We start from the raw sequence: 14,350 nt of genomic DNA on the forward strand, positions 1-14,350 counted from the left end.
CAAACAATACCTGGAGGTAAAAACCCCAACTCCAATTGTTGTTGAAATCAAGGATGTAATTCATAAAGAGCTCAAGCGCTTAAAGCAAATTAAAATATTGGGGAAAGGATATCATAAGGAACCGGGAGAAACCGCTTGCCCTTTACTTATTCATTAAGGATAGTAATCTGGAGAATTGGGTGGTGAATAACCTGTCCTATGGCGGCGGCTGCACTAATGATACCATCATGCATGTGGCCAATTACCATTTGCCCTTCGGCGGGGTGGGGGCCAGCGGCATCGGTTCCTACCATGGGAAAAAGGGTTTTGAAACCTTCTCCCACACCAAAAGTATTTTAAAGCAGACCTTTGCTATTGACCTCCCGCTCCGGTATCCTCCGTATAGAAACAAGCTTAACCTTTTGAAGAAAGTACTGCGCTGATAATACCGCACGGGGCCGTGGGCTGATAAAATGGAGGATGATGAAATTAAGCGGCCGGGGAGATATTCTTCCTGGCCGCGTATTTACATATAGGGGGATTGTGATGAAGAAAGCGTTATTTATCCTGGTTTTGTTTTCATTGGTAGCCATTAGTTGAAGATATCTTACTGGGTAATATATCTAGATTAGATGATGGTTACTTGATAGATTTGATCTCTCTAGGCAAAATGCAGGGAAAATCCTTCAGGTTGTTGCGGAATGCAATCTATGCCAAGCACGGGCATATTTTCGCCAGTGAAGAATTAACCGAGTATTTCTCCAGGTTCGATTGGTATAAACCAACAAAGACTGTTTCATATGCGGATTTAAGCGAAGTGGAAAGAAAAAATATTGAGATGATCCAAAAATTCGAGAAAATGGATGAAAACAGCGAGACTATTGTATGGGGGCCGGAAAAGGAAGGCGTTTGGCAAGATATATTTGTGATGGCCGCCGGTTGGAGCGACCGGTTTGTCATTTACTCCGATATCAAAATTGAGTTTTTATTCAGCCAGATGAGTGAATTACAGTTGATTAAGGGTTTAGCCGGAACATATACGATCCGTGGAAATGTGCTGCTCTTTTCAGTCTCACAGATTGATATCTATGAGCATGATGCAAGGTTTCAAGAATCGGGGGGAGATGGTTTTACTTGGGCGAATCCAAAGGAAAATACAATCTATTTTAAAGATCCGGTCATCCTTAGATTTCCTGTTTCTAAGATTTATACCTTCAATAAATTCGGTATAGAACGGCTTGCTGTGGAGATAGGGGGGCGTGAGTTTTATAAGATGGCGGATAATGTTACCCTCAAAAACTGATCTATTCCGGCCTTCCTGCCGCTATATCATCAGGCTCAAGCTTGGGCTCTCAAGCGAGCCGGGGAAGGGACCACGGTGCGGTGGTCTTTCCGGGACAGGGTAGAGGAGAAGCAGATTTTGATGTTCAAAGATGGAGGAAAGAAGGAAAATAGTTATAATAATAGAAATATAGACACAGAATTCTTCTAAATGAAATTGTTGTCGACCCCCGGTAATGTAAAAAACCCGGGGGATCGACGACAACTTCAAAATTTGAGTTTTATTAGATTTTTCAAGGAATTCACGGTTTTCACACTCAGTCGCGTCCCCTTTCCCCAGGCCGCACTAGGTAAAAAAAGCGCACTTTAAACGGTTTTTAGTCTACCTATGAGGAATTGAAACAGATTCATATCGTCCGCCCAGGGATGGGCTACACCGCTTTTTAGTCTACCTATGAGGAATTGAAACCGCTTAAACTCCCGCAAGTCTTCGCCTTCCAACAGGTTTTTGGTCTACCTATGAGGAATTGAAACTGGCCGAAAAAGACCAAACCATTAATGCCCTCATGTTTTTAGTCTACCAATGAGGAATTGAAACGAGTACTAGGTGAAGCGCGCCCCCCGCGCCCCCACGTTTTTAGTCTACCTATGAGGAATTGAAACAAGACCAACTGGTACGGCTCCACAACCCTGTCGGTGTTTTTAGCTTACCTATGAGGAATTGAAACCCGGTCACGCACGATTTTTACGATAAAATTACCGGAACTGGTACTCTTATTAAGCTGTGGGGTGATATAGCTGGGGTACGAAACATATAGCCCATTGTGAAATGAATCGGGCTATAACCTGCAATCCTTCAATAATAAGTAATAACATCCGGATATAGTTCCGTAAATTGCTTTGATAACAAGCTTACCGTAAAATTGCTATGGGGTGAAATATATCTTATAAAAGATTTAAAGGATGAATAAAAAATCCGGTTAAACCAACCGGATTTTAATATATTTAATGGAAATAATATTAAGAATATAAATGGAAAATAATTACTTGTAAATCAAAGGAATTTATAGTATACTTAATATATCACTATTATAACTTTTATTAAAGTATACCTTATAAGGAATTGAAATATAAAAGTTATGATAGTATGGAAGACAAATAGCCTACCTATAAGGAAAAACCTAAATAGAAAGGAGGACGGAAGCTTATGAATACGAGAACAAGCTATATTAAAATATATTAAAATAAGAGCGTCACCAAAAAAATGGCTGTGTTTTGTTAAACACAGCCAGCCCAAAAATGGTTTGTGAGGGGCAGGAAATAGATCTAGCTGCCACTAGATCGCCCCGTAATTATCTATATTACTATAGATAATTTATATTTCCTGCCTAAAAAAGATTAATTTTTTATTTTAGGGAGGAAACGTTATGAAAACTATACCAATTTATAAATTTTATGCGGCTGCTTTTAATTATAAAACAGAAAACACAGAAAGAAGTAAACAATTCGGTATAGCGGTTCAAATCACATTAAGCTTATTATTAGAATCCTTCTCAAAGCAAGGAGATCCAGGAATTCTTCATAGAGAGCATAAACATCCTCTAGTGAAGAAGTTCATACAAAATGCTAAAGAGATAGCCTATAAAGAATACCCACAACCGTACGATAAACTAAAACCTCTTAAAACTAACATTATTATTGATAAAGAACGTAGAATAAGCTTTAAGTGCATTGAGGATTTAGATGCCCCAAAAATCATTATTTTAAATTTTGGGCGAGAAGAAAATTTATATCAAGAGACCAGTGCTTTAGTCGGTTTGTTTAATGAGTTTCAATTATCGAATCCAATATGTAGCATCGAGCAAATATGTTATTGGTGCTTAGGAAGCGGGAATATAGTACGGTTTAATTTTAGCGATATAGACCCCTTTCCCCGAAAAAGAATATTAGAAATTATTACCTCAATTTCTAGTTAAAAAAATACAAATCTAACAGGTACGAATAAATTACAAATGAGAGAGCTTGCTTTTATGACATTACAACGAAGGAGTCAATAAAACAAGCTCTCTCATTTAGAAATAGATTTTGATCAGATTTTAAAGCTGTATAAATGGAGGGTACCATGCGCTTACTAATCGAGCTTTCCAGCTCAGACAATGACCACATTACTATCCCGGTTCACTACAATCACTTGATCCAATCAGCCATCTACGCTACCTTAGACAGGAATATTGCTGACTTTTTACACAATACCGGATTTGAAGGTGCTGGCCGCCGGTTTAAACTTTTTACGTTTTCCCGTTTGACTGGGGCATATCGCTTTAATTCTGACAGGGGAGAGATCACTTATACTTCTCCGGCTAAACTGGTTGTCTCTTCCCCGGTGGAAAGGTTTTGCGAGTCCCTGGTAAACGGGATAATGACCAAAAATAATATGCGAATCGGTCCCGTTCTTCTTCGTATTCAAGGAGTAAAAGTGGACAGGCCGTTGGTAGTGATGGATAAGGAACGTACGCACGTTGAAACAGAGGTACGTGTAAAAACTCTCTCACCGGTTGTGGTGTACAGTACCCTTTTAAGACCGGAGGGAGGCAAGTATACCTGTTACTTCCAACCCGGTGATGGTGACTTTACCCGATTGGCCACAGAAAACCTTCATAAAAAATATCAAGCCATCTATGGAGCCGCACCCCCGGAAGGAGAGATCCGGATTAAGCCTTTACGGCAGCCCAAATTACAAATTATTAAGTATAAAAACTTTGTGATCAAGGGTTATTCCGGGATATTATCGATGAAGGGACCGGCCTCACTTCTTCAAGTGGCGGTTGACGCAGGATTAGGTGCCAAAAACAGCATGGGTTTTGGGTTGCTTGATCTAATAAATAATAACGAATAGTTATAATTCTACCGAAAATTCAACCAGTGCCAGTTAATTGGACTTTTTACTAGACAAGCATGTTTACTGGTAAGGGCAGGAATTTGATTACAAAAATTGAAATAAAAATTATATAATTTCCTAAATACATGAAACCATTCCATTTTTCATAGCTTTGTACAAAGGGGGGATAAGGTTTGGAGGTTGTGTTTAATAAAACAGGTCATTTCTGGTTTGACTGTGGTTTAACCGGATTTATTAAATTGTTAGAAGAAATAGACTTACCAAAAATCAGCACCCACGTTGAGGATAGTAAATTCGTTTTAGATGGCGCCGCTGATGACATTAAAAAAGCCCTGGAAGATGCCTTTAACCTGCTTGTAGATAGATACTACAATTTGTCAACCAAAAAACAGATCGAAGACAGATCTTCTTATAATTTCTATTACGATTCCCAAAAAGACGAGTTCGTTAGTTTCCCAAAGAAAAAGGCTGTGGGAATTGCCGGGATTATTTTCGATAAAGCGGCCAGGCCAACTAAGGGCATGATTAAATGGAAAGATCCGAAAAAACATATTTTGCCGGATGAATATAAACATCTGCAAGAAAGAATGGAGGAATTTGTGAAAGAGAACGGGCTAAAAATAACAACAGCCGGCCTATTGCTTGATGGACCAAATGCTGTTAAACCCAAAGTTAAAATAGCCATCGGTAAAAAAAAGCAAGGAAAGTATTGCTATTTATGCGGGGAAGAGACGGGAAGCCTGGAGGATGCCAATCAAACCGTCTTTCCTTTTATTACCGGTTCCCAAGGAATACTCTCTTTTAATCCTAACGCCGGAAGACCGGAAAGAGTCTGCTGGAAATGTTCCATGTTGGGGAAATACGTCCCCGTTGTCGGCTTTTATTCAACCCAAGGGGATAGCCTCTCCATTTTTCTTCCGTACTCTACTTCCCTGAAAAAAATGTGTCAAGTCCATGACTTATTGGAAAGCACAAAATACCAGGATGAGAATCTTCTCCGGAATTTCGAACATCCTTTGGGCGGGTATTACCAGCATCCTTACGAGATCACGTATTCATTTTTGTACACCCTATACGATAGATGCCTGCTCAATCGTCTTGAGCCTGGGATGGATGAGATAGACCTTGATGTCGATGCGGCGTTAAATCTAACTACCAATACCGCTCCTTTGGAGTTTTACGTGATTCAAACCAAAAACGAGGGCGATACCTTCTCCGGAAAAATGATCTGGCCTTTTAAGGAAACCCTCTATTTCTTCAGGTTGCATGAAAAGATCGAAAAAACAATTAAAATACGGATGAAAGAAGTTCTCAGCTATTGCGTGGACTATGAAGCGTCAAAAAACGAGAACAAAACCTTGCTCCGGAATAGAATTTGCGAACGCATCCTGAAGAAACAGTCTATCCTGGACCTGGTTGAGCGACATGTTTTTCATACTAACAGTTCGTACTTTAGACCACTGTATGAAATGGTTTTAGTTTATGAATTATTATTAAAGGAGGGTGATATGGTGTTTAAGGAAGAACAGGAAGCGGCTGTAAGCTTGGGCAAGTGTATCGGAAGAGCCGTTGGCAACAGCGATAGAGGGAAAAAAGGAGATTTGTTCGCTCTGAGGAAATGCCGCCGGAAAGTCGATTTTCTGGAACAACTAAACCGCCTGCAATTTAGGTTGGGTAGTGATTTTCTAATCCCGAAGGAAGTTTATGAAGGAAAATTGACAGACGATAATTTCCAGGAATTTAAACAATTTTGCATGGTTGCCGCATTAAATACTTACAATGCTGTGGTCAGTGAAAAAAATAAGAAGAAGGAGGCAAATTAAGATGAAGGATGCCAAAGCGCTGACTATAACCTATTTAAGTTTAGTTTCTTTATCCAGTCTTAACGGGTCCGATAAAGAGGCGGATAACATCTCCAGCATTAAGAAGTTTTCCCGCGGGACTGAAGAATACCCGTACGGCTCCGCCCAGTGGGTAAGAAGAGCATTACGGGAGCAACTGGGAACGATGGGCTGGCAGTTGTCGGAAGGGAAAGCCGCAACTATTGCCAAAGGCGCGGCTACCACCATGCAGAGACCAGACATTTACATTGACGATGATCTCTTCGGATACATGGGTACAGAAAAAGCTGAGGGAGAAAAAGGAACGGCCACCAAAAGGACTTCGCCAGTGCGGGTATCGCCTTTGATCTCATTATGCAGATATGAAGGGGATTTAGATTTTGGCACCAACTACATGGGTGTAAAGGACAAGGGAGACCCGAATATTTTCGAGACGGAAATCCATTCCGGTATATACCGGGGAACGATCCTGATTGAACTGGATCGAGTTGGCTGTGGTGAGGGTTTTGAAACAGACCTTTCTGCTGATGAAAAGACCAATCGGGTAAAAGCCCTTCTCGATGCAATCAAGAATTTGTGGTCTACTGGAAGGCAAACCCGTTTTTTGGCGGATATTTCTCCAAAATTTGTTGCGGCAGCTATTATGAAAGTTAAGAACCCTATCTTCTTGGAGACTGTTTTGCCACAAGATAATTCGATTAGATTTGATTTACTGCAAGAAACCATTAATGATTATAAAGAAGAAATCATTGAATACGTCATGGGCGCCAAAAAGGGTATGTTTGAAAACTTGCCTTCTGAAGTATTGCCAATCGGTGAAGCCTTTGAAAAAATGAAGGGTTGGGTTGAAAAACACTATTTAGGGGAATAGGTGGGAAGAATATGTATTGTTTTAATATAAAGGCATATTCAGAGACCGCCTCTTTTCGCATACCGGAGACCCATACCTTCCAAAAAACCCTGCCCCTTCCCCCTTTAACAACAATCATTGGCCTCTTAGGCGCTGCATTGGGTTTATCTTTCGCAGAGAGTATGGAGTTTTATCATGGCAATCAGATAAGGGTTGGTGTCATCGGTACCAGCCAGAGCACGGTTAATGATTTATGGAAATACCGGAAGATAAAAAGCAAAGAGACAATATCAGCGGTTTTAACCAGGGAGCTTTTATTTGGACTGGATCTTGAGTTGTTTGTCACCGCAGAAAACGAAAGTGTTCTTAGAGATATACAGCGGGCTGTTACCGATCCCTGTTATGCGCTAACCGCAGGTTGCAGCGATGATTTGCTAAAAATAAAAAGTGTGGGCTCAATCATTCAGACTGACCTGACGCCACTCTTTCATTTCTCAAATACAGTTCTTCCAGGAGACCACGGCAGTAATTATGAATCAAATATTGACATTACGAAAATTCCTCTGCTGAAAGAACTCTATACTCCCAGGGTATATCTTCTCCCGGTGGAATTCGATTTTACCGGAGAAGGCAGGCGGGTAAAGCGGAGAGAACCGTTTACCTTTGTCGATACCCCCGTTAAGTTAATTAGACCATTAGAAGGACTGAAGTTTGGCGAAAAGAGTGTGGCTCTACTATGACAATTTATTATGCCAAACCGGACCAAACATATGAAGAACATCTCGAGGTTGTTTACAAGGCTTGGAAGGAAGTCGTAGAGTATAAGAGACCTTTAATTGAGCGATTATCGAACAAGTACGGTTTTTCTGTTGAACGTTTTCTGAAAGGATCCCTCATGACGGTAGTTCTTCACGACATCGGGAAGAATATTGAGCCGTTTCAGAAGATGATGGCTGCCATAAGAGAGAAGACTAAATTTGACCGCAGAAAGAACTACCGTCATGAATTAATCTCACTTAACTTCGCCTTCGAGGCCTGGAAAGAGTTGAATAAGGAAAGCAAATATTCGGTATTCCCATTGGAAGTCTTGGCAGTGGCAGGGCATCATTTACCGGTAGAATTTACTTTTTCATCTTTTCAACGGGAAAAAGTTGCTGCTCCACCCTTGCCATATCTGGATGGGATTCAAGAAGCTATAACCCTGGCAAAAGAGTTCTTTGCCAGAGAAGGTTGGTATTTTCCCTGCTTATCCGAGAGATTTGCCAAAATGAATGGATTAAAGGGACTGTTTAAACTGCTTGAATGTTTACCCCAACTGCTCCCCAAAAATGAATATGATCGGGAACGAACGTTGTTTGTGCTAATAAAGGGCATTCTAATCTATGCCGATTGGTTGGGTTCAAGTAAAACAAAGGTCTCATACAGCATCAGCGCATCAAAAGATCATATTATAGAGGTTTTAAAAAAGAGATGCCAAGAGAAAAATATCAAGTTTAACGGATTATCATTATTTCAACAAAAACTATCCGAACAAGAAGGAGACGTTATTGCTGTGGCGCCGACCGGTAGTGGGAAAACGGAAGCATCAATCTTATGGGCGGTAAAGAATTCACGCGCTATGGGCGGCGCCAAAATAATATACCTTCTGCCCACTAAAGCTACAGCCAACAGTATCTGGTCCAGGTTGTGTGCTTTTTTTGGTGAAGAAAATGTCGGGTTGACGCATTCTTCGGCCAATCTAATCTTTGAATCCGAAGTAGATAATGAAACAACCAGTGGAAGCGAAGAAAAGAGAAACTTGTTGTTTGATCAATCATTTATTAGACCGGTCACAGTAGGAACAGTCGACCAGTTACTGACCAGCGGGTTCAACTCAGGAAAATGGGTCCTTAAAGAGATTAATGCCGCAAATAGCGTGATTATTCTTGATGAGATCCACGCTTATGATGGGTGGACGTTGGGACTGATTGTCTCGATGATCAGCCATTTTGCCCAATTGGGAGCACGGTTTTTACTGATGAGCGCCACCATGCCGGAGAGTATTATCTCATTATTTCAGAAGGTTCTGCCATCATCCACGGTTTTTAAGGATACTGAGCTGCTCGATAAGGAAAGAAGTAAATATTTTACTAAAGATAAATTCATTGAGGAGGATATAGCAGAGATTAAAGAGGCCGTTAAAAAAGGTCACAGAATTCTTGTGGTTGTCAATACAGTTGAAAAGTGTCAAACACTGGCCAAGGAATTTGAAGCTTATGATGCCATTTGTTACCATTCAAGATTTATAGCCAAAGACAGAAAGGCAATTGAAGAATCATTTGAAAGGGCCAGACTTGTAATTGCCACTCAAGTTGTCGAAGTTTCTTTAGATATTGACTTTGACTGGCTCTTTACTGAATGCGCTCCCCCTGATGCTTTGGTCCAACGGGCAGGGAGAGTTAACCGGCGTCGAGATCCGGAGAGGGATAGTAGAGTGCTTATATATAAAGCTGATGCCAAAGCAGAAAAGATGTATAATCCGATCAACGCGCCGGATCTTTTAGAAAAGTCTTTCGCAGAATTCAAACAGGCGTCTTCTGATTTAAATGAAAAGGATTTATTGACAATTGTTGAGAGTGTCTATAAAGATTATCCCGTTGAGGAACGTGAGGGATTTAGTGAAGCATTAACCCAATATGAACAAAGCCAAAAAACTCGGTTAGCTATTTTGGATAACATTTCACCCCGCAACGAATATGAACGGACAAGAATGGAAAAATACGAAACAGTTACTGTTATTCCGTATTGCTTTTTTGCTGAGGTTTGCAAGAGTTCGCCAAGAGAAAGAAAGTGGTATGAGGTAAGGATTCCGTACTGGTACGCAAGAAGACATTCCCGGCTACATGAAGGGGTGTTGTTCTGTGATTTAACGTATGATAGCAAGTATGGAGCATTTTTGAAGCCGCAAGACAGAAGTTAACTTCACAGATATAATATGGCATGGGGTTAGCTTGTTATCAGCTTTTTCCCACTAATTTATTCATGTTATGGCTAATAAGGAAGCTGTCTTTTTTAATGCTAAATGAATTTGTTGTCGACCCCCGGTGATGTAAAAAACCCGGGGGATCGACGACAAACATAAAATTCGATTTTTCTTAGCTTTTTCGAGGCTTTCCGCGGTTTCATACCCAGTCGCGCTCCCTTTCTCCGGTCCGCACTGGGTAAAAAAAGCGCACTTCAAACGGGTTTTTAGCCTACCTATGAGGAATTGAAACCTGTTCAGGATTAAAATTGTAGTGCTCAGGTGGAAAGTTTTTAGCCTACCTATGAGGAATTGAAACTATAATTAAAATGTACGGTATACCCGAACAAAAAAGTTTTTAGCCTACCTATGAGGAATTGAAACATGGTTGCCCGAAAAAACGGGAAGACCCCGCTTATAGTTTTTAGCCTACCTATGAGGAATTGAAACCGCTTTTGAATTGTTCCCGGCGGTCGGTGATATACGGTTTTTAGCCTACCTATGAGGAATTGAAACAGGCCTATCTCCGGGAGGAGGCGAGATGAAATTTTCGTTTTTAGCCTACCTATGAGGAATTGAAACAATCCGAATTTGGGCTGTCGTCAATTGATGAAGCTAAGTTTTTAGCCTACCTATGAGGAATTGAAACGTGAGGGCGATCAATGAACGCATGGAGTCGATCGTCGTTTTTAGCCTACCTATGAGGAATTGAAACTCCAAGCCGTTTCCCGGGACTGTTTGGCCACGGCCAGTTTTTAGCCTACCTATGAGGAATTGAAACATAACCCTCTTGTCCAAGACCGGGCGACCGCCGAGGTTTTTAGCCTACCTATGAGGAATTGAAACACGTCCGGTTCGCAAGACAGGCAGACGGCCGCACCTCGTTTTTAGCCTACCTATGAGGAATTGAAACGTCGTCCCTGACCGCATCATCCACGATGAATACGTCGTTTTTAGCCTACCTATGAGGAATTGAAACTAATATTCGACCAGCTCCTCGTAACTGTCCGGGATGGTTTTTAGCCTACCTATGAGGAATTGAAACCGGAACGCTCTCAACTGCTGAACCAGCAAACCCCGCGTTTTTAGCCTACCTATGAGGAATTGAAACAGCGCACCGGCCGACAGACGAGCGCAGGGTCACGATGGTTTTTAGCCTACCTATGAGGAATTGAAACTTCGCTCAACTTGCGGTTTTCTTCAAGCAGTCGACCGTTTTTAGCCTACCTATGAGGAATTGAAACGGGATTTTATGGAAGTGATATTCGGGAGAATGGAATGTGTTTTTAGCCTACCTATGAGGAATTGAAACTTTCCATCCATCTCAATGCCCATGATGATCCGCGGGGTTTTTAGCCTACCTATGAGGAATTGAAACTAGTACCTGGTTGGGGGCTAACCTTAACTATCAAAAGTTTTTAGCCTACCTATGAGGAATTGAAACGCCGAACGGTGCAGGATAGCAAACCGGGCCAAGGCTGGTTTTTAGCCTACCTATGAGGAATTGAAACCACTGTAACAGTTGGTAACGTTACGGCGTAACAAAGTTTTTAGCCTACCTATGAGGAATTGAAACATGCCGCCCAAACGGAAACCCCTGCACTGTTTGTGGTGCAGGTTTTTAGCCTACCTATGAGGAATTGAAACATAAGCAATCCAATCAACAATTTCTTCATTCCATGCGTTTTTAGCCTACCTATGAGGAATTGAAACTAGAAACAAGCGCCACTTTTTTAGCGACGCCTGCGTTTTTAGCCTACCTATGAGGAATTGAAACCTCCAGGCTGGTAGTGAATCTCTTGACAAAATCTTCGTTTTTAGCCTACCTATGAGGAATTGAAACCAAAGATGACCGCGATCACTTTTACAGTCGGGCTTTGTTTTTAGCCTACCTATGAGGAATTGAAACAGCAGGCAAGCCGGGGTTTTAGTTTTTCGATGAAATCGGCTTGACCCCTTAAATCCGGAGATTATGCCACAAAAGTTTTAGGTTTTATAGAATTACTAATAACAGCCTGATAATACTTTTCTGGCGCCATATTCTTCAGGCTCCCATGGCGGCGGCGCCGGTTATAATAATCCATATATAATGAAATCTGCTCATAAGCTTCCGCATAACTGTTAAACTGATGCCTGCTGTAGCAATCATCTTCGAGAATCGAATGAAAGGCTTCAATATGCGCGTTTAAATTTGGCGTGCCAATAGGGATTCTTTCATGGATTATGCCAAGCTTGTGGCATAATTCTTCAAAGAAATTGGCAATGAATTGTGGGCCATTATCCGTCCTTACCCGCGGCATTTTCATTCCAGGTTTAAGGCCACGTTTTTTCAAAGCGTTCCGTAAGACCCGACAGGCATCTTTGGCCGTGCAGGTTAAGCCTAAATGATAGTCAATAACACAGCGGTCAAAAACGTCGATTAAAGAGAGTTGAAAAAAGAATCTTTCTTCTCCATGTATGTAGCCGTACTTTATGTCCATTTCCCAGAGTTGGTCCGGTCCGGTTATTTCGGTCCTTTGCGGTAAACGTTTAGGATGTTTAGGCCGACAAACCCTTTGCGGTTTAAGAATCTCCAGTTCCTTGCACAGACGGTAAACCTTTTTATGATTGATGACCAGCCCATAATCCTCAACCAAAGTGGCGGTAAGCTTTTTATAGCCATAAGGAAAACCATCGCCACAGATTAATTCGCATAGCCATTCCTTGATTTGTTCATCAGGTATTCTCTGGCCATCAAGGGTGGATGAAAACTGGGTTTTAGGTCGGCCGGCAGCTTTATCCGTCTTTTCTTTCGGCAATTCTTCCCGGCTAATATTCTCGTAAAAGGTGGATGCCGCTAAACCGACAAAGTCAAGAACCAAATTTGTATTATATCCCTTTCCTATCCACCTTTTCGCGACCATGACTTTGTCGGTTACCGAGGGTTTGCCAAATCACGCAGTTCTTTTAAAATTGCCAACTCCAGCTCTTTTTCGGCAACAATTCTTTTCAACCGGTCATTTTCCCGGCTAAGCTCCTCCAGGCGTCTTTCGGCTTCTTTAAGTCTTTGCTCTTTATTTTTGGGGAGAGGGACAACAGAGCCATTTCTTCTTGATGCTTTGAGCCAGTTATGCACGGTGTTTTTGGAGAGGCCATGACGTCTGGCTACCAAGGCAGCATTACCGACTTCCTGGCATTCTCTGATGATTTGTTCTTTAAATTCCTGGTCGTAGCGTTTTGTTTTCATCTTTTTACCCCCTGCTTCCATTCTAACATGTTAGTACTTTTTCTCCAACTCTATTAGGGGGCTAGATAGTAACCGGTTCTTGTTGGTGAGTGTTCGCCTTTGCCGGCGCATAGCTTGTTTTCAACCTCTACTTCCATTAGTTTGTGACATAGCCATTGTAGCATAGCTAACATGGGGTCCGGTTCACCTAAAAATTTCAGTAGCAATTTTTCTAAATTTAGGGTATCCTTATGGTAAGCCATCGGGTAACACTCCTTTCATGGTTTGTTTAGGCAACTTACCATTTCGGAGCCCCGATGGCTTTTCCTTTTTGAAATTGCGAACTTAATTATACACTAGCCTTCAATTCCCACGTCATAAAAATTAGATAAGGGTAACGTAATGTTACCCTTATCTCTTGCTAATTCCGCCGGACACTCGGGTGCATTCAATCTAATTTTACCAAAAATAGTTATCGCAACTATATAGTCATCTCATTAAATCTATTCTAACTTTCTCTTATACTTATCAGCTAATTCACATAACTTCTTACCAAGTTGTGAATTTTGGTACCAAGAATCAGTAATATACCAAGTAAAAGCCGTATATCTATGTTCTTTAGACGGTAAATTATTTGAAACAGCCATGCTTTGTATCTTTTTTAGCTCATCAATAAATAGTGTTAATTGTTCAACTGTACCATCTCCAGCAATTCCCATCTTTCTATTAGTAAGTTCTCGCTCTATTTCAGGTATTATGGTATTAAGTTCTAGTATAAAGTCTTGTAAGTTATATTTCATTATCTTCACCTCACTTTAATCTTTAATACAGAGGGATCTGGCACATAAATCTGTGGTGCTCCTCCTGGTTTTCCAAAATTAGGGGCAACTGTACCTATTAACACTTACGTATCTTTAGGAATAACCCATTGTTTAACCTTTTCAGTTGTAGACCCCGGCGGTAATGCTAACTGATTAACTGGATCTGTTAATAACTTTTTAGTTACCCATTTACCTCTAGGCTCTGAAGCGCCCCCATAATATCTGTATACGACCAAATCTTTGTCTAATTTAGCGACTTTTGCACCGGATTTAAATGCTTTAATTACTTCTCTCCTTTGTGCCCCATCCAGTCCTTTATCCCTTAAGAAATTTTGTTACTTGCTATGTGGTGTGTGTTTGGCAATTATGAATTCCATAGTTCGGCGGCTAAGAGATACATAGCATCCTGACATTTTGCGCATTTAGTCTGTTTGCGAAGGCCCGGCGCTTCTGGCCAGCATGGCCTCTCTGTA

At 41.2% G+C, this 14,350-nt stretch carries 11 protein-coding genes and 1 CRISPR repeat array; of the genes, 8 read left to right on the forward strand and 3 right to left on the reverse strand.

Going from position 1 to position 14,350, the window contains the following annotated elements:
• The first annotated feature begins 113 nt into the window (after window positions 1-113).
• The 8 genes from G5B42_RS09055 (at window position 114) to cas3 (ending at window position 9,809) form a co-directional block, all read left to right on the forward strand.
• On the forward strand, window positions 114-422 hold the full coding sequence (locus G5B42_RS09055; RefSeq protein WP_331274097.1) for an aldehyde dehydrogenase family protein: 309 nt from the start codon (window positions 114-116) through the stop codon (window positions 420-422).
• 200 nt (window positions 423-622) lie between these two features.
• A complete protein-coding gene (locus G5B42_RS09060; protein WP_231133416.1) occupies window positions 623-1,282 on the forward strand; it encodes a YARHG domain-containing protein in 660 nt (219 codons plus the stop codon).
• A gap of 1,405 nt (window positions 1,283-2,687) precedes the next feature.
• Window positions 2,688-3,236 (forward strand): hypothetical protein, encoded by a 549-nt coding sequence (locus G5B42_RS09065; protein ID WP_181340157.1) that lies wholly within the window; start codon window positions 2,688-2,690, stop codon window positions 3,234-3,236.
• A gap of 146 nt (window positions 3,237-3,382) precedes the next feature.
• Window positions 3,383-4,156: a CRISPR-associated endoribonuclease Cas6 gene (gene cas6, locus G5B42_RS09070; protein WP_181340158.1), complete on the forward strand. Its 774-nt coding sequence runs from the start codon at window positions 3,383-3,385 to the stop codon at window positions 4,154-4,156.
• A gap of 176 nt (window positions 4,157-4,332) precedes the next feature.
• Window positions 4,333-5,982 (forward strand): hypothetical protein, encoded by a 1,650-nt coding sequence (locus G5B42_RS09075; RefSeq protein WP_181340159.1) that lies wholly within the window; start codon window positions 4,333-4,335, stop codon window positions 5,980-5,982.
• 1 nt (window position 5,983) lies between these two features.
• Window positions 5,984-6,871, forward strand: coding sequence for a type I-B CRISPR-associated protein Cas7/Cst2/DevR (cas7i, locus tag G5B42_RS09080; RefSeq protein WP_181340160.1), 888 nt, complete (start codon window positions 5,984-5,986; stop codon window positions 6,869-6,871).
• A gap of 11 nt (window positions 6,872-6,882) precedes the next feature.
• On the forward strand, window positions 6,883-7,590 hold the full coding sequence (cas5, locus tag G5B42_RS09085; protein ID WP_181340161.1) for a CRISPR-associated protein Cas5: 708 nt from the start codon (window positions 6,883-6,885) through the stop codon (window positions 7,588-7,590).
• A complete protein-coding gene (gene cas3, locus G5B42_RS09090; protein WP_181340162.1) occupies window positions 7,587-9,809 on the forward strand; it encodes a CRISPR-associated helicase Cas3' in 2,223 nt (740 codons plus the stop codon). The genes cas5 and cas3 overlap by 4 nt, the downstream gene beginning before the upstream one ends.
• Window positions 9,810-10,074: 265 nt before the next feature.
• Window positions 10,075-11,760: direct repeats of the CRISPR family, unit length 30 nt; unit sequence GTTTTTAGCCTACCTATGAGGAATTGAAAC.
• Window positions 11,761-11,821: 61 nt separating this feature from the next.
• Here the strand turns inward: cas3 and G5B42_RS09095 are convergent.
• The 3 genes from G5B42_RS09095 to G5B42_RS09105 all read right to left on the reverse strand — a co-directional run bounded on the left by G5B42_RS09095 (window position 11,822) and on the right by G5B42_RS09105 (window position 13,856).
• Window positions 11,822-13,077, reverse strand: a protein-coding gene (locus tag G5B42_RS09095) for an IS3 family transposase (RefSeq protein ID WP_181340163.1) whose coding sequence is annotated in 2 segments (ribosomal slippage) — window positions 11,822-12,771 and window positions 12,771-13,077 — 1,257 coding nt in all. Because the reading frame shifts where the segments join, the coding sequence is not laid out codon by codon here.
• A gap of 53 nt (window positions 13,078-13,130) precedes the next feature.
• Complete coding sequence (locus G5B42_RS09100) at window positions 13,131-13,319, reverse strand: hypothetical protein (protein ID WP_181340164.1); 189 nt, start codon at window positions 13,317-13,319, stop codon at window positions 13,131-13,133.
• A gap of 240 nt (window positions 13,320-13,559) precedes the next feature.
• The gene (locus G5B42_RS09105) at window positions 13,560-13,856 is read right to left on the reverse strand and encodes a hypothetical protein (RefSeq protein WP_181340165.1); all 297 of its coding nucleotides are present in this window, start codon (window positions 13,854-13,856) and stop codon (window positions 13,560-13,562) included.
• Window positions 13,857-14,350: the final 494 nt, after the last annotated feature.

This window comes from Capillibacterium thermochitinicola (genome assembly GCF_013664685.1).
GTDB lineage: Bacteria > Bacillota > UBA4882 > UBA10575 > UBA10575 > Capillibacterium > Capillibacterium thermochitinicola.